Source organism: Gordonia sp. i37 (genome assembly GCF_002043085.1).
GTDB classification, from domain to species: domain Bacteria; phylum Actinomycetota; class Actinomycetes; order Mycobacteriales; family Mycobacteriaceae; genus Gordonia; species Gordonia polyisoprenivorans.
Genome location: NZ_MVPX01000022.1, coordinates 1 through 19,363 on the forward strand (window position 1 = coordinate 1; position 19,363 = coordinate 19,363).

Annotated in this window: 22 protein-coding genes; 9 read left to right on the forward strand and 13 right to left on the reverse strand. The window is 67.2% G+C overall.

Annotated features, from left to right (window positions below; genetic code table 11):
- A partial coding sequence (locus B1964_RS00865; protein WP_079928442.1) for a DUF5926 family protein occupies positions 1–922 on the forward strand: 922 nt, incomplete at its 5' end.
- Between the two features lie 40 nt (positions 923–962).
- On the opposite strand, the gene B1964_RS00870 is transcribed toward B1964_RS00865, so the two are convergent.
- The 9 genes from B1964_RS00870 to B1964_RS00910 form a co-directional block, all read right to left on the reverse strand.
- Positions 963–1,277 carry a hypothetical protein gene (locus B1964_RS00870; RefSeq protein WP_133092131.1) on the reverse strand — a complete coding sequence of 105 codons (315 nt, stop codon included), beginning with the start codon at positions 1,275–1,277 and terminating at the stop codon, positions 963–965.
- A 115-nt stretch (positions 1,278–1,392) separates the two neighbouring features.
- Complete coding sequence (locus B1964_RS00875; protein ID WP_006369170.1) at positions 1,393–1,935, reverse strand: ferritin; 543 nt, start codon at positions 1,933–1,935, stop codon at positions 1,393–1,395.
- A 94-nt stretch (positions 1,936–2,029) separates the two neighbouring features.
- Positions 2,030–3,109 carry an LCP family protein gene (locus B1964_RS00880; RefSeq protein ID WP_079928443.1) on the reverse strand — a complete coding sequence of 360 codons (1,080 nt, stop codon included), beginning with the start codon at positions 3,107–3,109 and terminating at the stop codon, positions 2,030–2,032.
- Positions 3,110–3,554: 445 nt separating this feature from the next.
- Positions 3,555–4,352 (reverse strand): CPBP family intramembrane glutamic endopeptidase, encoded by a 798-nt coding sequence (locus B1964_RS00885; protein WP_079928444.1) that lies wholly within the window; start codon positions 4,350–4,352, stop codon positions 3,555–3,557.
- A 221-nt stretch (positions 4,353–4,573) separates the two neighbouring features.
- Positions 4,574–5,212 (reverse strand): hypothetical protein, encoded by a 639-nt coding sequence (locus tag B1964_RS00890; protein WP_079928445.1) that lies wholly within the window; start codon positions 5,210–5,212, stop codon positions 4,574–4,576.
- 30 nt (positions 5,213–5,242) lie between these two features.
- Complete coding sequence (locus B1964_RS30640) at positions 5,243–5,848, reverse strand: cold shock domain-containing protein (protein WP_026920406.1); 606 nt, start codon at positions 5,846–5,848, stop codon at positions 5,243–5,245.
- Between the two features lie 73 nt (positions 5,849–5,921).
- Positions 5,922–6,548 (reverse strand): helix-turn-helix domain-containing protein, encoded by a 627-nt coding sequence (locus B1964_RS00900; RefSeq protein WP_079928446.1) that lies wholly within the window; start codon positions 6,546–6,548, stop codon positions 5,922–5,924.
- A gap of 184 nt (positions 6,549–6,732) precedes the next feature.
- The gene (locus tag B1964_RS00905) at positions 6,733–7,437 is read right to left on the reverse strand and encodes a hypothetical protein (protein WP_231386805.1); all 705 of its coding nucleotides are present in this window, start codon (positions 7,435–7,437) and stop codon (positions 6,733–6,735) included.
- 195 nt (positions 7,438–7,632) lie between these two features.
- The gene (locus B1964_RS00910) at positions 7,633–8,406 is read right to left on the reverse strand and encodes a DUF2470 domain-containing protein (RefSeq protein WP_079928447.1); all 774 of its coding nucleotides are present in this window, start codon (positions 8,404–8,406) and stop codon (positions 7,633–7,635) included.
- Positions 8,407–8,559: 153 nt separating this feature from the next.
- Between B1964_RS00910 and pheA the strand changes: the two genes are divergently transcribed.
- On the forward strand, positions 8,560–9,528 hold the full coding sequence (gene pheA / locus B1964_RS00915) for a prephenate dehydratase (RefSeq protein WP_079928448.1): 969 nt from the start codon (positions 8,560–8,562) through the stop codon (positions 9,526–9,528).
- Entirely contained in the window at positions 9,528–10,229 is a 702-nt protein-coding gene (locus B1964_RS00920; protein ID WP_079928449.1) for a histidine phosphatase family protein, read from the forward strand. The genes pheA and B1964_RS00920 overlap by 1 nt, the downstream gene beginning before the upstream one ends.
- Positions 10,230–10,272: 43 nt before the next feature.
- Here the strand turns inward: B1964_RS00920 and B1964_RS00925 are convergent, their stop codons facing one another.
- Positions 10,273–10,623, reverse strand: coding sequence for a metallopeptidase family protein (locus tag B1964_RS00925; protein ID WP_079928450.1), 351 nt, complete (start codon positions 10,621–10,623; stop codon positions 10,273–10,275).
- Positions 10,624–10,629: 6 nt separating this feature from the next.
- On the reverse strand, positions 10,630–11,946 hold the full coding sequence (locus tag B1964_RS00930) for a septum formation family protein (protein ID WP_079928451.1): 1,317 nt from the start codon (positions 11,944–11,946) through the stop codon (positions 10,630–10,632).
- Between the two features lie 73 nt (positions 11,947–12,019).
- On the opposite strand from B1964_RS00930, the gene B1964_RS00935 reads away from it, so the two are divergent.
- From B1964_RS00935 to B1964_RS00955, 5 genes are all read left to right on the forward strand, one after another.
- On the forward strand, positions 12,020–12,418 hold the full coding sequence (locus tag B1964_RS00935; RefSeq protein ID WP_079928452.1) for an ankyrin repeat domain-containing protein: 399 nt from the start codon (positions 12,020–12,022) through the stop codon (positions 12,416–12,418).
- Between the two features lie 65 nt (positions 12,419–12,483).
- Complete coding sequence (gene serS, locus B1964_RS00940) at positions 12,484–13,740, forward strand: serine--tRNA ligase (RefSeq protein WP_014358463.1); 1,257 nt, start codon at positions 12,484–12,486, stop codon at positions 13,738–13,740.
- Between the two features lie 99 nt (positions 13,741–13,839).
- Complete coding sequence (locus tag B1964_RS00945; protein ID WP_014358464.1) at positions 13,840–14,865, forward strand: DMT family transporter; 1,026 nt, start codon at positions 13,840–13,842, stop codon at positions 14,863–14,865.
- A gap of 3 nt (positions 14,866–14,868) precedes the next feature.
- A complete protein-coding gene (locus B1964_RS00950; protein WP_079928453.1) occupies positions 14,869–15,729 on the forward strand; it encodes a DMT family transporter in 861 nt (286 codons plus the stop codon).
- A gap of 85 nt (positions 15,730–15,814) precedes the next feature.
- Entirely contained in the window at positions 15,815–17,014 is a 1,200-nt protein-coding gene (locus B1964_RS00955; protein ID WP_079928454.1) for a lipase family protein, read from the forward strand.
- 41 nt (positions 17,015–17,055) lie between these two features.
- Here the strand turns inward: B1964_RS00955 and B1964_RS00960 are convergent, their stop codons facing one another.
- Positions 17,056–17,991, reverse strand: a complete 936-nt coding sequence (locus B1964_RS00960; RefSeq protein WP_216354218.1) for an AraC family transcriptional regulator — start codon at positions 17,989–17,991, stop codon at positions 17,056–17,058.
- 176 nt (positions 17,992–18,167) lie between these two features.
- Here B1964_RS00960 and B1964_RS00965 point away from each other — a divergent pair, with 176 nt between their 5' ends.
- Complete coding sequence (locus B1964_RS00965; protein WP_079928456.1) at positions 18,168–19,106, forward strand: NADP-dependent oxidoreductase; 939 nt, start codon at positions 18,168–18,170, stop codon at positions 19,104–19,106.
- Between the two features lie 41 nt (positions 19,107–19,147).
- Here B1964_RS00965 and B1964_RS00970 read toward each other — a convergent pair.
- Positions 19,148–19,363 (reverse strand): response regulator transcription factor (locus B1964_RS00970; protein WP_139765573.1); only part of this gene is annotated, 216 nt, incomplete at its 5' end.

Consider the following 19,363-nt stretch of genomic DNA (forward strand, 5'->3'; position numbering starts at 1 on the left):
CAAGGCGCGGGCGGCGGCAGCGCTCGCGCCGTCGCCGCGCCCGTTCGCCGGCCTCGCCGCCGAGTGCGACCTGGTGGCGTTGCGCGCCTTCGTCCCGTCGGCGACCGCGGTGCTCGACCTCATCGAGCCGGGACCACCGCAACCGGAGTTGACGTCGGTGATGCCCGACGACACCACGCCAATTCCGCCGGCACCGGATGCGACGCGCAACAATGTCGTGCTGGCCACCATCCTGCCCGGCGCGGTCGCGGCGATCACCCGTGAAGTACGCGGCGCCACAGAGGGTTTGGCGGCGCTACAGACCGACCCCGACCCCGACGACCTGAATCGGGCGCTCGCGGCCGCCATCGAATGGGCCGCACACACCGGTCCCGGCAACGAGTACCGGCACACCGGGGAGGAGGCCGACGGCCCCGAGCTCGCCGACATCCTCGACGTCGATGCGCAGTTGCCGATCATCGTGCACAACGACTTCTCATGGTGGTTCCCGCCGGGCAACGAGGTGCCGCCGGAGATCGCGGCGATGCTCGAGCGCGCCAACGAGACCGTGTTGCCCACCGCACGCATGCACGTCGACAGCGGCAACGGGGCGCCTTGGTGGGTCGATGCCGGAGAACGAGCCCACCTGCGCTGGGTCCGACCCGAACCGGAGGACGACGTCATGACCGCCCTCGCGCGTCTGCACGCCGCGGGGCGGCTGACCCTGGGTGAGGGCTCGCGGTTCGCTGGATCGTTCCGCACCCACGGACTGCTGGTGCCAGTGTTCGACCTCGACAACGAGCGTCATCACGAGGAGTGGTACGACGCGCTGGATCAGTTCGACGGGTGGCTCACCGATGCGCTCGCCGAGACCACTGAGCTGACCATCGAGGAACGCAGTTCGCGCGACGGCATCCGCGGTCGGCAGGTCACGCTGCGCTGATCAGATCACGCTGCGCCGATGCGCAACGCGCTTCGTGTTGTCAGACGCGTGGCAAGCGCGCCCGCGCGCGGGTGCGGCGTCGACGCGAGGCGGCGGCACCGAAGGTGACCAGGACGATCGCCACGATCGCCGCGGCCAGGCTCGCCGATGGCCACCAGCGGGCGAAGCCGTCGGCGATGGCACTGCCGCTGGCCGAATGCGACCACGTACTCGCCCCCAGCAGGAACGCCACGGCCAGGAAGGTCACGGCCGTTCCATACACCGCTGCCATGGCGGCGAACCAGCGTGGCACCGTGGTGCGTCGGTCGGCTCGGGAGCTGATGCCTCTCTGAGGGTTCATACGCGATGAAGCCATGGGCCCACCCTGCCCGACGCTGCTGAAGAATGGCTGAATATCGGCAGAGTTTCTTTCCGATAGGGGAACGAAACCGACTATTCGGACTTCGGGCAGGGTGGATGACGGCGGATCGTCAGAGGTTGCCGCCGGCCGCGGTGGGGGCCGTGGCATCGGGTGCGGCCGGGCCGTTCACCTCGCGCTCGACGAAGTTCTCCATATCGAACAGGTTGCCGTTGGCGCGCTCGGCGATGGTCTGCAGCGTCGTCATCGTGGCGACCTCCTCGACCTGCTCCTTGAGGAACCACTGCATGAACTGCTCGCCGAGGTAGTCGCCGCTGTCGCGGGCCGACTTGGCCAGGTCGACGATCTGCTGCGTCACCCGGCGTTCCTGCTCGAGAGCCAGGTCGATGGGTGACCGGTAGTCAGCGAAATCGTTTCGCGGAGCATCGATTCCGGGGATCTCCACCTCCATGTCGCGGTCGAGGAAGTACTGCACGACCATCATCGCGTGGTTGCGTTCTTCGACGGCCTGCGCATAGAAGTGCTTGGCCAGCTGCGGCATGTCGTGGTTGTCGTAGTAGACCGCGACGGCGATGTACTGCTGCGACGCGGCGAACTCATTGCCGATCTGATCGTGCAGCAACTGGTGGAACTTGGTGCGTTCGGGAGTGCTCATAGCGGACAGGGTAGAGGGCGTGAGCAGGGCATTTCATCCCAGTGAAGCCTTAGAAAGGCAAGTCTCGCCTACCTTTTGGGCTTCCCTGATCGGGTCAGCCAGTCGGCTGGTTGAGGTATTCCGGGGGGATCTGCCGGCCCTGACGCAGAGCGTCGAAGAACTGTTTTGTCGTGTCGTCGACGGCCAACGAACTGCCGTCGTCGGTGTCGACGGGACCTCCGTTGGGGGTGGTGATCGTCTGCGGTGAACTGCGTAGCCACCACGCGAGCCGCGCGAGATCCCAGATGTGTGTGCCGTTGTCGACGGTCAGGGTATCGACCGTGCCGTTGACGAACGGGAACAACCGGAACGGATTCAACAGCACCGATGGGCTGGTCGCCTTGGCCATCAACGCCGCCAAGAACTTTCGTTGGTTCTGTACGCGCATGAGGTCGGCGTCGGCGAAGGCGCGGGTGCGCACGAAGCCCAATGCCTGTGTGCCGTTCAGGGTCTGGCAGCCGGCCTTGAGGTTCAACCCGGCCTTGGGGTCTCGCAGTGGGGTATCGATGCACATGTGTACACCGCCGACGGCGTCGACGAGGGTGTCGAACCCGCCGAACCCGATCTCGGCGTAGTGGTCGATGTGCACCCCGGACAGTCCTTCGACGGTCTGTATCAACAGGGTCGGGCCGCCGAAGTTGAAGGCGGCGTTGATCTTATGGCTGCCCTGCCCGGGAATCGGGACGTAGAGATCACGCGGGATGCTGATGATCGTCGCCTTTCCCGACGGCGGCTTGTAGATCAACATCATGGTGTCGGTGCGCGCTCCCGAGTCGTCACCGGTCGACAACTGTTTGCGTTGCTCCTCGGTGAGGCCGCTGCGAGCATCGGTGCCGACGATCAGCCAGGTGGTCCCCGGGGTGCTCGCGGGCTTGCCGGCGTACGGGGCGAGTGCGTCGACCCGGTGCAGTTTGGAGTCGTAGTAGAACATCAACGCCACCGGCGTGATCACCACGACGAGCAGCAGCACCAGCAGGATGGTTCCGACCCTGCGGCGGGTCAATCGTCGAGTGCCACGCGGACGACGCAGCGCGCGTTTGCGGCGTTCGGGTTCCTTGGGGGCGACCGGACGTGGGGCGTCGGGACGCGGCCTGCGCGGCGGCGCGTCGGAGGCCGAACGGCTCTGCGCCGGCACAGGCTTGCGGGTCGGGCGCTCGCGCCCGGGGATCGGCTCGGGCTGTTGTGGTGGCGCGTACCCGGGGACACCCGAATAGGCCTTCGGTGGTTCGTAGACATCACCGCGCGGACGGTTCGGTGGCGCGACCCGGCGCGTCGGGTCGGCGGCATCGGGTGCTGGAGGTGTGGAGCGTCCGGACGGTCGCGGGTTCTGCGGAACCGGGGGTCGGCGATCGGCGCCACGCGGGAACTGGCTAGGCGGGTACGGGCCCCGGGGGCCCTGGTGCGGTGGGGGCGGTCCCATCGGTGCCGGATTCCGCCGCGGCGGGGCGGGTGGAGGACCGCCGCGGCGTCCCGCATTCGGCGGTTCTGGCTGGTTCACCTCATTGAATTTACCGACGGCTCAGGCGTGTCCGTGTCATTCGTGCGGTTGTGTTCGGGGTCGTTGACGCAGCGGGCGCAGCTCATCCCACCCACGACAGGTGGTTGTGCAGCAGTGCATATCCGACAAATGCGACGACGTCGATGACGGCGTGCGCGATGACCAGCGGCCATACCCGGTTGGTGAGCTGGTAGTACCGGCCGAAGATCAGTCCCATCACCACGTTTCCGATGCCCGCGCCGACGCCCTGGTACAGGTGATATCCGCCACGCAGGATCGCGCTGGCGGCCAGTGACCCGTTCTCCGACAGTCCGAGTTGGCGCAGTCGCGTGATGAAATACGCGACGACGACGATCTCCTCGGCGGCCGCGTTCCCGATCGCGAGCAGGATGTAGAGCACCCAATGCCACCACGGCCCGGGCTCGCTGGGGACGAGGTGCGCGTTGATACCCAGTGCGCGGGCGGCCGCCACCAATCCGAGGCCAGGCAGGCCGATGACTGCGGCCAGCAGCAGGCCGGGCGGGATGTCGGGGGTGCGAATGCGGCCGAGGCCCACACGGCCGAGGATGACGCCGCCGCGCCACAGCAGATACGCGCCCAGAGCAGCGATCGCATACAGGCGGACGGCGCTCATGAGTTGTCGGAGGAAATCGATCGCGCCGACCGTGGACTGGCTGGGATTGAGTGCCACCGTCGCGTTGCCGACGCCGCTGGTCATCTGCAGCTCGATCAGCGACAGGATTGCCGAGATCGCCGAGAAGCCGAAGGTGAGGATGCCGACGATCACCAACTCGATGATCAGCCCGCGGCGCTCGCGCTGGTCGGTGACCACGTCGACGACCTGCTGGGCCGCGGGACGCACGAGGGACGAGAGTCGCATGAGACGTCAGCCTACGGGGCGGGTGTGTGAGGCGCGGAGATCTGAAGGGTAGGGGTGCTGGTGGGACGTTGTGTGCGGTCGGTCGCCTGTTTTCAGTCATCGGGTGAGGTATCCGAGCGCGGCGACCTGGGGTTTTGTGCCGAGGCTACTTCGGGAATGACTGAAAACAGGCGAGAAGGGGGAGACGTGGGGCGATGCCCGGTACCCAGTGAGCCGATGAGTCAGGTGTATCGAGGTGGTTCGCTCGTGGGCTCGTCCACGACGACGTCGATCCGAGTGTCCGAAAGCAACTCGTCGACGGACCGGGTGTTTGCGCCGATGCTTGCGAAATGTGGGTCGACGTCTTTGGTGATGCACCAGGCGCGATCGCTCGGCCAGATGAACGAAGGTAGTGGCAGCAGCTTCTCCAGAGGCGGCCGTTGGTGCGCACCTGGCTCACTTGGTTCGGTCGACGCGAAAAGATCTGAGCTGCCGCGAAATAGGTAGTAGCTGCGGACGATCGTCTCGGAATCAAATACCCCGCCGCGCAGGTCCACCTTCGCGGCGGTTGTCGACTTGTACTCCGGATAGGGCCACCCCTCCCAGATCAGGAAGTAGCAGTCGTCGGGAGTGCCGGTGTGGCTTCGCAGGAGTGACGTCGCGACGGCAACCTGCCACAGTTCGGTTGGGCCAGAGGCTATGTCGTCGGGAATCACGGCATCGCTCTCGCGCTGACCGACATAGGCGGGATCGGGGATGAACCGAAGACGCGCGGTCTGTTCATACCCGAGTGGACCGCGTGCCGTCAGGTCATACCACTCGCGGTCCTGATCAAGGATCCACTGCGCCGCCGCCTCATCAGAGCACGGCTGTACCGACATGTGCTGGATCCTCTCCTCGGGTGTCCTCGTTCAGCGACTGCGAATGTTGTTTGCCCGGTACGGGTATCCGTCCTGGCCCTTGTTCTCGTACTCGAACTCCACCTTTTGCCCAGGGGTCAGGGAGCGGAAGCCGTCGCCGACGACCTCGCTGAAGTGCGCCCACGCACCACCCGGTGTGGCCACGGAATCGAGCACACCCCAACCATCCTCGCCGTGCCAGACGCGAACGGTACCCACGGTGCTGGGCAGACTCGGTTTCTCCACGCGCGGAACCTGCGAGTCGTCGATGGAATCTTCACGCATCGTCGTCAAGCCGTCGGGTCCGGCTTTGCCGACGCTGTTCCACAACGTTCCCGAATACGGAGAGGGAGAACGCTTCCGCGGGGTGACTCCGACCGGCCACACGGCGTGGACGACGAAATCGCATCCGTTAACCGGGGTTTCGGCACGTGAGTATTCGAACTCCACCTCGGTTCCCGGCCGGAAACCCAACAGGGGCCCAACGCTGTGGTCGGCGACAGCTTCGCCCCTGATCCGGAACGAGTCAGCCGAGGCGGCACCCGGCAGGGAAGGGGATTCGACGATGCCCCAGCCCTCGGCCTGGTGCCAGACGGTGACCACTCCTGTTGTCGACATTCCTTCACCGTAAGTCTGGAAGCGATTCGGTGAAAGTGGTTTTCGGTCGATGCCGATTAACCGGGCTGCTACCTCACCCGGCAAACGCGGACCGCACCGCCGACTCGTCGCCGTCGATCTTGATCAGCGACAGCATCAGTGCGTCGTCGAGAGTGAAGGCGCCTGCGGCCAGTCCGAGGATGTAAGCAGGCTCGGCACGCACCGTGGCGACGAGGTCGCGACCGGCGTGCGGCAAGACCTCGAATCCGTAACGCGTCGTTCGCAATTGCAGCGGTTCGTCACCCACGTCAAGCCCGATAGTCGGGGCCGAGCGGTCGGTCACGCGCCTGTCGAGCAACGCCGGAACGGCGAGGGCCAGCCATTCGAGCCGGAATTCGTCGCCCTCAGGGCCGCGGATCATCAACGGAGTCGACCAGCGGATGAAGCCTTCGATCGGTTCGCGTAGCTGCGCGCCCCACGGCGTCAACGCGTACTCGACGGTGCTGCCCGTGCCCGTCAGGCGGCGCTCGAGAACGCCGGCGGTCTCGAGGTCGCGGAGTCGACCGGCGAGCAGGTTGGTCGCGATGCCGGGAAGCCGGTCGAGGAGATCGCGATAGCGAGCCGGGGACATCAGAAGTTCGCGAACGATCAGCAGGTTCCATCGGCCGCCGACCACTTCGAGCGATCGAGCGAGCCCGCAATACTGGCCGTAGCTACGCATGCGCTTGATATTCTCAAGTGAAGAATAGTTAGTCAAGTGATTTCGCCGGAGCGGTCGTCGCAGCCACCGCTCGATCCCGTCGATCGCCTGTTTTCAGTCATTTTGAAAGTAGGCGCGAGATCTGACCTGGGCTTTTGCGCCATAGCTACTTCGGGAATGACTGAAAACAGGTCAGAGCGGTCGGTCACAGGGCCGGCTGCGGAGAATCCTGGTCGGATGCGGCGTTTCCGGCCGGTCCCGACCGTAGTGCCCAGCCACGGGCGAGGACGAAGGTCGCGGCGACGACGGCGGTCGCGGCGAGAACGGTCGCTACCCAGGTCGTCGTGTCGGTGGTGTAGCCGAGGTGGCGGGCGACTGCGACACCGGACCCAGTGGCGGCGGCCGCACCGAGAGGCAATGCGACTGCGGTCGCCAATGCCGTTGTCTCCCTGCGGGAATCCCTCGACATTCGAAGGACCAGGTAGACGGCGGCGACGCCGAGGACGTAGGCGAGGACGGCGCTGATCCCGTATGCGGCCAGCTGTGTGGTCACGTCGTAGTCGACGCGTCCGCCGAAGGCGGTGCCAACGATGACAAGCGCCGGCGACAATCCGACGATCACGCCGAGCAGACCTGCGCACACCACACGGCCGAGTCGATTGTCGGGCGCTCCGGAGACGCGGACGCCTGCCCACCACAACACCGCTCCGAGGAGGAGGCCGAGGAACGCGCCGATTGCTGCTGTGATGGCCAGGGACCTCCAGATGCCGGAGTCGCCGGAGCTCACGCACAACCCCGATCCCCACATCACCGAGCAGCCCATTCCGGGGAAGCCCTGTCCGCTGATCGCCGCGACGAAGACCGACAACGCTCCGGCGAACACCGCAAAACCGACGAGTTGGCGCCACATGGCAGCCATCATGCAGGACGCATGGAGGTGGGGAGGAGTGATCGGGAGTGGTGTTTCGTTGTCGGCTTACTGGGGTCTCGAGGCTCGGCGCCTGGGGCGCCTCGCACCTCGACCATCGAAAAGAAGACCTCGACCATCGGAGATGGGCTGGCGCCGCGGGGATGGGCTGGCGCCCGATACCGGCACCGGGGATGGTCAGTCCGGCAGGCTGTTCATGAACGGACAGCCGGCCAGGGAGCGGAGTGCGCGGGAGAGTTCGCCGACGTCGGTGACCGGGCGAGGGAAGGGGAGGCGGACGTCGGCGTCGCCGTCGGCTCCCTCGACGCGGAAGCGGATGCCGAAGCGGTCGAGCCCGAGCGGACGCACGCGGCCTTTGCGCAGGTCACGGGGGAGTTTGCGGGCGAGTTGGCCGACGACGTCGGCGTGGTCGGCGTCGAGGTGGGCGATCCACTCGCCCTCGTACTCCCAGAACGGGTCGGGATCGGCGACGGCGAGTTCGCCGGCCGCGACGGCCGCGGCACCAGAACTGCTCGCGACGACGGCGCGATCGACCTGCAGTCGGATCATCGACCGGCCGTGACCGATGTCGAGCAGGCCGCCGTTGGGGTGCTCGGTCGCGATCTCGACGGCCAGGTCACGCTCGAGGTTGCGGGGCACTGCGTGGGCGGTGCCGTTCAGCCAGACCAGTGATCGGACGCGTTCGCGCAGGTCGATGGGTGCGCAGTCAGTGATCTCGACCATCGCCGGCACTCCGTCGGCGGCATCGCCGGCCATGACGATCGCCTCGCAGTCGGTGGGGACGAGGAGGAACGCCTGCGACTCGAACAGATGCACCAGATCCACCGGTGTCGGTTCACTGCTCGATGTTTGTGTCGGATCCTCCATGGCAAGCATGGCCGCATCGGCCCGGCGGCAGGCCGTCGCGATCACCTCGGCGTCCGACGGGCGGTCGGTGATGGCACGTGTCATGGCGATCCTCACTGGTCGTGCTGCGGTACCCGCGGTTCGTCGCCGAACCAATTGGAATGAAGGTAACCCTAACCTAAAACTCGATCCGTCTGTCGTCAATGGTGAGACTCGCGCTGAGGCGATCGCGGCAGCGTTCTCGATTAGGCTCTTGTCGTGACACAGTTCGCGTACTTCGGCCCGCCGGGAACCTTCACCGAGATGGCCCTCGACAAGTTCCTCGCCGACGCGTCACTTCTGTCTGCACTGACCGGTGGCACCGCGAGCAACATCGACAAGCAGCCCGAGAAGAGTCCGGTCGCCACCATCGATGCGGTCCGATCCGGTCGCGCCGAGTTCGCATGCGTGCCGATCGAGAGCTCGCTGGAGGGGTCGGTGCCGGCCACGATGGACGCGCTGGTGCCCGACCCCCGCGCCGTGGTGCCGCGCGTGCAGGTCTTCGCCGAATGCGACCTCGACATCGCCTTCACCATCGCCGCCCGTCCGGGCACCGCCGCCGCCGATGTGCGCACCATCGCCGCCTACCCGGTGGCCTCGGCGCAGGTGCGGGAAAGCATCGAAAAGCTCTTCCCGGGAGCCGAATTCGTCACCGCGACGTCCAACGCGGCGGCCGCGGTCGACGCCGCCGACGGGCGTGCCGACGCGGCGGTGTCCACCCGGCTCGCCGCCGAATCATCCGGGCTGGGGGTGCTGGCCGATGGGGGGTGTGATGCCGCCGACGCCGTCACCCGATTCCTGCTCATCGGGCGTCCGTCGGCGCCGCTGCCACGCACCGGGGCGGACCGCTCGTCGGTGATCCTCGAACTGGCCAACGAGCCCGGCAGCCTCATGTCGGCGATGAATGAATTCGCCTCGCGGGGAATCGATCTCACCCGAATCCAGTCCCGACCGCGGCGTGACCTCGAACGTGGGGTGACGATGCCCGGGCAGTACCGGTTCTTCCTCGATGCGGTGGGCCACGTCGACGACGCCGCGGTCGCCGAGGCGTTGCAGGCACTGCACCGGCGCTCCGAGCGGATAACGTTTCTCGGTTCGTGGCCGATGGGCAGTGGTGGTGGCACCCCGCCGCCCGACCATGACGCCGACGCCCAGTGGTTGGCCCGGATACGCAGAGGAGAGGACTGATGGCCCGGTTGCACCTGGTACGGCACGGTGAGACGACGTCTAATGTGATGCGTCGTCTCGACACCGCGTTACCGGGAGCCGCCCTCACCGATTTCGGTGTCCGCCAAGGTGTTCGATACGGTCTGGAGAACCGCGGCATCATCGCCGAACACCCGCAGCGCCCGGCCGTCCTGGTCAGCTCACTGGCGCGGCGCGCGCAGCAGACCGCCGAACTGATCAGCTCGGTGTGGGAGGTGGAGCCGCGCATCGTCGAGGGCATCCACGAGGTGCAGGCCGGTGAACTGGAAGACCGCAGCGACGACGAGGCGCACGGGGTGTTCCGGGATGTCCTCGATGCCTGGTACTCCGGCGCCCCCGACACCCGCATTCCGGGCGGCGAATCGCTGCAGATGGTCTACGACCGCTACCTGCCGGCCATCGACGAACTCGCCGCCACCTACCTGAGCGGTCCCGACGCCACCGACGTGGTCGTTGTCAGCCACGGTGCGGCCATCCGACTCGTCGCCGCACGGTTGGCGGGGATCGACGGGAAATTTGCCGCCGCAACGCATCTGCCGAACACCGGCAGCGTCGAACTCGAGTATCGCGACGGTCTGTGGGTGTGCCATCGCTGGGGCGCCACCCGGGCGCCGTTCGACGAGGCCGTCGACGAGCCGCTTGTCGTCACCGACGACTCGGTGGGCGACAACCCGATGGGCTGAACCGCCCGCGACTTATGAACCGCCCGCAACGCAGGAAGGGCACTCAGCCCCACCCGTTGGCATGCAGCCACTCGTCGTCGATACCGAAATGGTGCCCGACCTCGTGCATCACGGTGATCGCCACCTCCCGCACCACCTGCTCGCGGGTGTGGCACATGGCGAGGATCGGCTCCCGGTAGATGTGGATCGTGTCGGGCAGGAATCCGCCGTAGTCGTGGGTCCGTTTGGTCAGTGCCACACCGGAATACAGTCCCAGGATGTTCGGGGAATCGGGGTTGCGCGGCTCGATCAGGATCACCACGTTGCTCATCGCGTCGGTGAGCTCGGACGGGATCGCGTCGAGGGCGTCGCCGACGAGTTCTTCGAATTCCTCGTCGCGCATGTGTACGGTCATCGGTCCCTACCCGGCCGGGGCCGCGGTCTCGAACGGGTTGGGGGTGACCCCCGGCGGTAGCGGTACCGGCGTCGGGGTGGCGCGCCCGGACGGGCCCGGCGCGGGCGGCTGCGGGACCTTGCCGTTGACCAGGACGGTGCCACGCGCGTCGCCGACGAGGGTCGCGAACCCGCCGCGGTCGGGAAGTCCCAAGAAGCACACGACCTTTCGGCTTCCCGACAGCCATCGGGGTTCGCTGATCACCGACCACTGGGTGTTCAGGGTGGTGGCATCGAGTTTCTGTTTGCCGCCGACGAATCGCTCGGCCTGACCGGGGCAGATCGTCGTCAGATACTCATTCTGCGCCTTCTCGCCCGGCCACGGCTTCCCCGAGGTGGCGTCACCGAAACGCTGTGCGAGATCGACGATGCCGGTGGTCTGGAAGGCATGTGGCTCCGAACAATTGACCACCGTCGGCGGCGACGTCACGCGACGCGTTGCGGCATCGATGCCGATGCAGGTGCCTGCCGGCCACTGGAAGGACTGGTCCTGCTCGCCGACCTTGCCGGAGAACAACTGTGGCGTGCCGTCGGCGCCGGTGATCTGCAGACCGCAGCGTAACTCGCGAGCTCCCTTGGCCCACTGCTGATCCGACGGGTACATCAGTCCCACCGAGAACCGGCCATCGGGGTCGAGGCGACCGTTGAGGTAGCGGTTGACGATCACCGGGCACTGTTCGTCGCGGATCTGGCCGAATCGCTCGGGCCCGGGCCACGCCGCGGAGTCGCCGAACTCCGACCCCGGCAGCAGCGCGGTGTTCAGGGCGCCGGCCACCTCGAACCGGTGCTCGGTGGCGCAGTCGACCTTCGCCGGATCACCCGGCCGGTTCTCCGGCCAGGTCAGGCAGTCCCCGGCGACCGATCGGGTGAAGGCGTTCTCCGCGAGGCGTTCACTCTGCCCGATGTCGGTGCCGCCCACGCTGCCGCGATCGTTGAATGTGCCCATGGCGAACGCCACCCCGGCGGCAACGAGGGCGCCGACGACGATCGCGGCGAGCCCGACCCGCACCGCATTGCGCTGCAGCCATCCGCGGGAGTCGGCCGGGGGCGCATCGGGGTCCTCGTCGGCGGGCTCGAGATCAGCGTCGTCCTCGAAATCGGTGGCGTCCGCGTCGTCGCTCGCCCTGGCCGCCGACCACGCCTGTGGTCGGGTCGCGGTGTCGTCGGCGATCGGCGCGAACTGGGTGGTCTGCTCGTTCGCCGCCCGATCGCCGGACTTGCTCAGGTCGACGGTCTCGTTCGCCTGGTCCTCGTCCGCCTCGTCGCGGTGGGCTTCGTCACTCATCGTCCTCCATGATGCCTGGTGGTTCGGCGATCACCGAGGGCGCCACGGCCCCGTCGTACCTACACTCGGCCGGGTGAGTCCCGAACCCGACGAGATCGATCCGGAGGTCGTCGCACTGGCGACCCGCCTGTTCGACCTGGCCCGCCGGGGCGTGGCCGCCGATCTTGCGGCCTATCTGGACGCCGGAGTGCCCGTCGACCTGCGCAATCAGTCCGGTGACTCGCTGCTGATGCTCGCGGCCTACCACGGCCGCGCCGACGCCGTCGCCGCGATCGCCGCCCACGGTGCCGACGTGAACCTCGCCAACGATCGTGGTCAGAGCCCGCTGGCCGGTGCGGTGTTCAAGGGTCATGACGACGTCGTCACGACCCTGCTCGAGGCGGGTGCCGACCCGCACGCCGGCACACCCACCGCCCACGACACGGCCGTCATGTTCGGGCGCGACGATTATCTCGCCCTGTGGAACCGCTGAGCCGGCGCTGAGCGCGGCACTCCTGATCCGGGCGGGCCCGGCCTGCTCAAGTAGGGTTTGACATCGTGATCGACCTCAAGATTGTGCGCGAAGATCCCGACCGTGTCCGCGCCTCGCAGCAGGCTCGTGGCGAAGACGCGGGTCTGGTGGACCAACTCCTCGACGCCGACGCCACGCGACGTGCGGCGATCGTCGAGGCCGACTCCCTGCGTTCGGAACAGAAGGCGTTGGGCAAGCAGGTCGGCAAGGCTTCGGGCGAGGAGAAGACCGCGCTGCTGGCCAAGGGCAAGGAACTCGCCGAGCAGGTCAAGGCCGCAGTCGCGCGTCAGAACGAGGCCGACGAACGGTCGCAGGCGGCACACATCGCGATCTCCAACATCGTCGAGGGCGCCCCGGCCGGCGGCGAGGACGACTACGTGGTGCTCGAGCACGTCGGTGAGCCGCCGACCATCGAGAACCCGAAGGACCACCTCGAACTCGGCGAGTCGCTCGGTCTGATCGACATGGAGCGCGGCGCGAAGGTGTCGGGGTCGCGGTTCTACTTCCTCACCGGGCAGGGCGCACTGCTGCAGCTCGGTCTGCTCACCATGGCCGCACAGAAGGCCACCGCCAACGGCTTCACGTTGATGGTCCCGCCGGTGCTGGTGCGCCCGGAGGTCATGGGTGGCACCGGATTCCTCGGCGCCCACGCCGACGAGGTCTATCACCTCGACAAGGACGACGACCTGTACCTCGTCGGCACCTCGGAGGTGCCGTTGGCCGGCTATCACATGAACGAGATCCTCGACCTGTCCGACGGGCCCAAGCGCTACGCCGGCTGGTCGACGTGCTTCCGCCGCGAAGCCGGCTCCTACGGCAAGGACACCCGGGGCATCATCCGCGTGCACCAGTTCGACAAGGTCGAGGGCTTCATCTACTGCAAACCCGAGGACGCCGAGGCCGAACACCAGAAACTGCTGGCGTGGGAGAAGGAGATGCTCGCCGCGATCGACGTGCCCTACCGCGTCATCGACGTCGCCGGTGGTGACCTGGGATCCTCGGCAGCCCGCAAGTTCGACTGTGAGGCATGGGTTCCGACACAGAACACCTACCGCGAGCTGACCTCGACGTCGAACTGCACGACGTTCCAGGCCCGTCGGCTCTCGATCCGTTACCGCGATGAATCCGGCAAACCGCAGACCGCCGCGACCCTCAACGGCACGCTGGCGACCACCCGCTGGCTCGTCGCAATCCTGGAGAACCATCAACAGCCCGACGGCTCGGTACGTCTGCCCGAGGAGTTGGCCCGGTTTGTCGGCACGGAGGTGCTGGCCCCGGCATGATGGCGGGATCGGCAGCGCACAGATGGGCATGACATGACGGTCGCGCAGAGATGACAGTCGCGTGGAAACGGCAGGGCGAGAGATGGCGGTGAGAGCGCGATGATGCCCGGTGTCATCGCCGCGGTCATCGGCTCGGTGGCGTTCGCGTTGGCCGCGGTCCTGCAGTCGATGGCCGCCGAATGGACCGCACGACGAGAGGCCGCCGAACAGCGCGCCGCCGCCCCGGCGAATGCCGGTGGCACGGCGACCGCGACGACGACCAAGGCCGCCAAGCGGGCGCACCCGAGTCTGCGATCCACGGCCCGCACCATGATCAAGTGGCCGTTTCTGCTGGGCCTTTTCTTCGACGTGATCGGGTTCGGCGCAACGATTCTCTCCGCGCGCCTCATTCCGTTGTTCCTCTCGCAGTCGATTATCGCCGCGCGGCTGGTGGTCACCGCGGTGCTCGCCATGGTGATCCTGCACGTGTCGTTGCGGACGCGCGACTGGATCGCGGGCACGGTCGTCATCGCCGCGCTCGTCCTGCTCGCCGTCGGCGCCGGACCCGAGGGAACGCGCAACGAGCAATGGATGCACTGGGCGACGCTGGTCGCGACGTTCCTGCTGTTCGGCCTCGGACTGGTGCTGATGCGTGTGCTGCACAAGCACATCGCCTCGGCCACCGGGCTCGTCGCCGGTGCGATGTTCGGCGTCATGGCGGTGGCTTCGCGTGTCTTGCACGGCCTCTCGCCGTTCTCTGCGTCGCATCTGCTCACCGACCCGGCGCTCTACGGACTCGCCTTCAGTGGCATCCTCGGCTTCTATCTGTTCACCGTTGCGCTGCAGACCGGTTCGGTCAACGGTGCCGCCGCCGCGCTCGTCGTCGGCGAGACGGTGATCCCGGGTGCGATCGGCATCCTGCTGCTCGGCGACACCATCACCAATGGCTGGGAGATCCCCACCACCATCGCGTTCATCGCCGCGGTCATCGGCGGTGTCATCGTGTCGTCGTCGAGCGCGGTGCAGGCCGTCGAGCACGCGGAGGCGGCGGCCTACCACCACGAGCATCGCCCGCGTCCGCTCGAATCCGCGACGCCGCGTACGGCATTGGAATCGGGCTCCGACCACGGCACCGGCAAGGACTGAGGCGTGATCGTCGGGTTCGTCGCCGCCGTCCTCGCCGCCTTGGCCTACGGCACCGCGTCGGTACTACAGGCCCGTGGCGCCGCCGAGGTCGACGACGGTGCACAGCAAGACGAGGTGCCGAGCGCAGCCTCGACATTCGCGGCGATGATCACCGTCTCCTTCCTGATCGGCTTCGTTCTCGACGCTCTCGGATTCATCGGGAACATGGTTGCGGCGCGCACCATGCCATTGTTCGTCGCGCAACCGATCATCGCGGCGAACCTGGTGGTCACCGCATTGTTGGCGATGGTGGTGTTACACGCGCGGTTGTCGGTGCGTGACTGGACGGGAATCGTGCTGGTGATCGCCGCGCTCACCGTTCTCGGTATCGCGGCCGGCGAGGAGGGCCACGACGACGCCGGACGATCCCTGCACTGGGGTGTGCTGATCGCCGGTGCCGTGCTGATCGGATTCGGTCTGGTGGTGATGCGGTTCTCCGGTGCGCGTGTCGCCGTCGGGGCCGGACTGCTCGGTGGCGTGCTGTTCGGGGTTCTCGCGATCGCCGTGCGCGTCGTCGACGGCGTCTCCCCGTTCGACCTCGGCCGGTTGTTGACCGATCCGGCCGCCTACGCGGTTGTGGTGTGCGGGGTGGGCGGGTTCTATTTGTTCACCATCGCTCTGCAGACCGGGTCGGTGAGCGCCGCCGCGGCGTCGTTGGTGGTCGGGGAGACCGTGGTGCCCGGTGTGGCGGGCATCGTGTTGCTCGGCGACACCGTCCGGCACGGCTGGGCGGTGGTGGCCGGCGTCGCGTTCTTGGTGGCGATCGCCGGCGCCATCATCCTCGCCGTGTCGTCGGCGGTGGCGAATGTGGAGGCGGCGGGCTGAGGCGTTCACTGCACGCAGTCGGCGCCCGCACGACACAATGACTGGCATGTCGACCCCCGGACGTGCGCGGCGCCGCGCTCTCGTAGTGATCGTGTTCCTCGCACTGTGCGCATTGGTGACGGGGGGACTGTCGGCCGGGCCGGCCCACGCTGCGCCGCCGGCCCCGCCGAGTGCCGACCCGTTCTACACACCGCCTGCCGGGCTCTCGTCGGCACGGCCGGGCGCCATCCTGCGCCAGCGTGAGGTTACCCTCGGCTACGCCGGAACGGGCCTGCCGGCGCAGGCGACCCAGCTGTTGTATCGGACGACCGACACGTTCGGCAGACCGTCGTCGACGGTGACCACCATCATCTCCCCGCCTGGTGCTGCGCCCGGGTCGGCGCGAAAGATCGTGTCCTATCACGAGTTCTACGATGCGCTCGGCAGTCAATGCGATCCGTCGTACACGCTCCGGGGCGGATCGTCACAAGCGGCGCCCATCGATCTCGCGATGATCACCACGATGGTCGCCGCGGGATACACCGTCGTGGTGCCGGATTATGAAGGGCCGCAACTGCGGTGGACGATCGGCCGGGAATCGGCGTATGCGGCGCTCGACAGCATCCGTGCCGCCGAGCGTCATCTGGGTGTCCCGGCGTCCACGCCGGTCGGACTGTTCGGCTATTCCGGTGGCTCCATCCCCACCGGCTTCGGCGCCGAACTCGCCCCGGCCTACGCTCCCGAGCTGAATCTGGTCGGTGCCGCGGCCGGCGGAGTGCTCGTGAACCCGGCACACAACCTGCCCTACGTCAACGGCACGCCGCGGTGGTCGGCGGTCATCCCGGCGCTGATGGACGTCTATGACCGCACCTACGACATCGGCATCGGACAGTACCTGTCTCCCAAGGGAACACAGGTTCTCGATGAGATTCGCGGGGAGTGCATCAACGACTTCCTCGGTAAGTATCCGGGCTTGACCGATGCGTCGCTGCTCAAGCCGCAATACCCGTCCCTGCTCGACGTCCCCGGTATTCCGGCGGCCATCGCCGCCAACGTCATGGGATCGGTCGGGACTCCGCGCACGCCGATGATGCTCGGGATCGGCGACGCCGACGGCCGTGGGGACGGGGTGATGCTGGTCGGCGACGTCGTCGGACTTGCGAGAAGCTATTGCAGCCGTGGGCTTTCCACGGCGGTGCACGTCTACCGAGGTGACGATCACCTCCGTGCCTTCGGGCCGTTCACCGCCGACGCGTGGACCTTCTTGCAGGGCCGGTTCGCCGGGCGGCCGGCGGGTGGGTGCTGAGGCGGTACCGCGATGCACTGCGCCGGGCAGCGGGGCAGTGGTCACGCTCGGTCGGCGGCGTCGACCCGGGCACGGAATCGGCCCGGTGCTTCGCCCACCTCGCGTTTGAACGCTGTGGCGAAAGAGAATTCGTCGGCATAGCCGACCTGTCCGGCGATCGCGGCCAATGATGTGGGAGACGAGGCGAGGGCCTCCTTGGCGAGTGTCATCCGCCAGGTGGTGAGGTAAGACAGCGGCGGTACGCCGGTGACCGTGGTGAAGCGGCGGGCGAATGCCGCGCGACTGAGCTTCGCTTCCGCGGCGAGGTCGGCGACTGTCCACGCACGCGCCGGGTCGGCGTGCATCGCCCGCAATGCGGCCCCGGCGACCGGGTCGGCCAACGCGGAATACCACTGCGGTGCAGACGTATCGCCCCGCGTCCACAGCGCCCGAAGCGTTGCGACGAGGAGGAGGTCGATGAGCCGGTCGAGAACCGTCTGTTGGCCGGGTTCAGTAGCGCGGATCTCGTCGGCGAGCAATGTGATCAGTGCACCCAGTCGACGATCACCCGCGCTCGACACCACCGCGAGGTCCGGCAGTGACGTGAGTAGTGTCGTACACAATCCACCTTCGAATCGATAAGCACCACAGAGTATTTCGGTGCATGGCCCGTGGCTGCCCGGTCCCAGGGCAAATGTTCGGGAGGTGCCGGGCACAGGTCCTGCCGCCTGTGCCCGTGTCAGGCTCATCGCCGGCGCGCCAGGGGTGGAGACGAACCGCGTACGACCACCCCGGATGACGATCAGATCGCCCTGGCGTACCCGCTCCGGCGGCTTCCCGTCGCGTTCGACGGTGAGATCGCCGCCGATCACGGTATGTATCGACAAGGGGTTGAAGCCCTCGTCGAACTCCAGGCCCCACTCGCCGGTGAGTTGCCAATGCCCGAACATGGCACCGCGAGCATGAGCGCGGGACAGCAGGTCGGCGAGGACGTCCACACCGTCGAATCTAGCGTTGCATGCACTGAGCGTCCATACGATGAGACGTTCGGACATGTGGGACGAGCGCCTCGGCCATGGTGGTCGGCAGCCACCTCGGGGTGTACTGACTGCGGTGTCGGCGTCGATGGCGCACCGACCCACAGAACCATCGACCCCCAGAAAGAGGACGCGTCATGTCCCACGCAGACAAGCTCTCCAAGGCAGTGCGATTCGACACCTACGGCGGTGTGGACGTGCTCTACGTCGCCGAGGTGCCGACGCCGACCCCGGGCGCCGGTCAGGTGTTGGTGAATGTGCGCGCCGCAGGGATCAATCCCGGTGAGGTAGCGATCCGCGAGGGTGTGTTCCACGAACGTTGGCCCGCGACCTTTCCCTCCGGTGAGGGCACCGACTTCGCCGGCGTGGTCGCCGATGTCGGTTCCGGAGTCACCGGTGTGGCTGTGGGGGACGAGGTGATCGGGTGGACCGACGACCGGGCCAGTCATGCCGAATACGTCGTCGTCGACGCCGAGCAACTGGCCGTGAAACCGGCCGAAGTCGGATGGGAGGTGGCCGGCGGTCTGGCCGTCGTCGGATTCACCGCGACCGCTGCAGTCGCCGCGGTCGCATCGACTCGTGGTGAAGTGGTGGTCATTGCCGGTGCGGCAGGTGGCGTGGGAACCGTTGCGGTGCAACTTGTGGTGGCGACCGGCGCCACGGTGATAGGCCTCGCGAGTGAGGCCAACCACGCCTGGCTGGCCTCGCTGGGGGCGATTCCGGTGACCTACGGCCCTGGTCAGCGCGAACGTATCGAGGCCGCAGCAGGCGGTGGTATCGACGCCTTCATCGACCTTTTCGGCGGCGGATACGTCGCATTGGCGATCGAACTCGGTGTGGCTCCCGATCGGATCAATACGATCATCGATTTCGCGGCCGTCGAGGAATTCGGCGTCAAGAGCGACGGCCAGGCGCAGGCACAGAGTGCGGCTACGCTGGGCCGGCTCGCGTCGTCGATCGCGACCGGAGAGCTCGTGATCCCCGTCGCCGCAACATACCCATTGACTCAGGTGCGCGAGGCCTACCGAGAGCTGGCGAAGCGCCACACGCACGGAAAGATCGTGCTGATCCCGTGACGGCGCACGCTCGTCGACCGCCGGAGGCCAGGATCTGACGCTCACACCCCGCCCAAGTCGCGTACCAAGATGGCAGCCTGCACCCGCGATTCCAGGCCGAGCTTCATCAGCACCCGCGACACGTGCGTCTTCACCGTCGCCTCGGTGATGAACAGGGTTGAAGCGATCTCCGCGTTGGCCAAACCCTCACCGAGGCAACGCAGCACATCTCTTTCGCGGGCGGTGAGATCGTCGAGAGCGGTGGGTGGTGGGGGAGT

What these genes read in the sequence shown, in the direction of transcription:
- B1964_RS00870 (WP_133092131.1), bottom strand. Translation starts at nt 1,277, where the DNA reads ATGGCTTCATCGCGTATGAACCCTCAGAGAGGCATCAGCTCCCGAGCC.
- B1964_RS00890 (WP_079928445.1), bottom strand. Translation starts at nt 5,212, where the DNA reads ATGTCGGTACAGCCGTGCTCTGATGAGGCGGCGGCGCAGTGGATCCTT.
- B1964_RS00920 (WP_079928449.1), top strand. Translation starts at nt 9,528, where the DNA reads ATGGCCCGGTTGCACCTGGTACGGCACGGTGAGACGACGTCTAATGTG.
- B1964_RS00945 (WP_014358464.1), top strand. Translation starts at nt 13,840, where the DNA reads ATGATGCCCGGTGTCATCGCCGCGGTCATCGGCTCGGTGGCGTTCGCG.
- B1964_RS00910 (WP_079928447.1), bottom strand. Translation starts at nt 8,406, where the DNA reads ATGACACGTGCCATCACCGACCGCCCGTCGGACGCCGAGGTGATCGCG.
- B1964_RS30640 (WP_026920406.1), bottom strand. Translation starts at nt 5,848, where the DNA reads ATGTCGACAACAGGAGTGGTCACCGTCTGGCACCAGGCCGAGGGCTGG.
- B1964_RS00900 (WP_079928446.1), bottom strand. Translation starts at nt 6,548, where the DNA reads ATGCGTAGCTACGGCCAGTATTGCGGGCTCGCTCGATCGCTCGAAGTG.
- B1964_RS00925 (WP_079928450.1), bottom strand. Translation starts at nt 10,623, where the DNA reads ATGACCGTACACATGCGCGACGAGGAATTCGAAGAACTCGTCGGCGAC.
- B1964_RS00905 (WP_231386805.1), bottom strand. Translation starts at nt 7,437, where the DNA reads ATGTGGCGCCAACTCGTCGGTTTTGCGGTGTTCGCCGGAGCGTTGTCG.
- B1964_RS00965 (WP_079928456.1), top strand. Translation starts at nt 18,168, where the DNA reads ATGTCCCACGCAGACAAGCTCTCCAAGGCAGTGCGATTCGACACCTAC.
- B1964_RS00885 (WP_079928444.1), bottom strand. Translation starts at nt 4,352, where the DNA reads ATGCGACTCTCGTCCCTCGTGCGTCCCGCGGCCCAGCAGGTCGTCGAC.
- B1964_RS00930 (WP_079928451.1), bottom strand. Translation starts at nt 11,946, where the DNA reads ATGAGTGACGAAGCCCACCGCGACGAGGCGGACGAGGACCAGGCGAAC.
- B1964_RS00875 (WP_006369170.1), bottom strand. Translation starts at nt 1,935, where the DNA reads ATGAGCACTCCCGAACGCACCAAGTTCCACCAGTTGCTGCACGATCAG.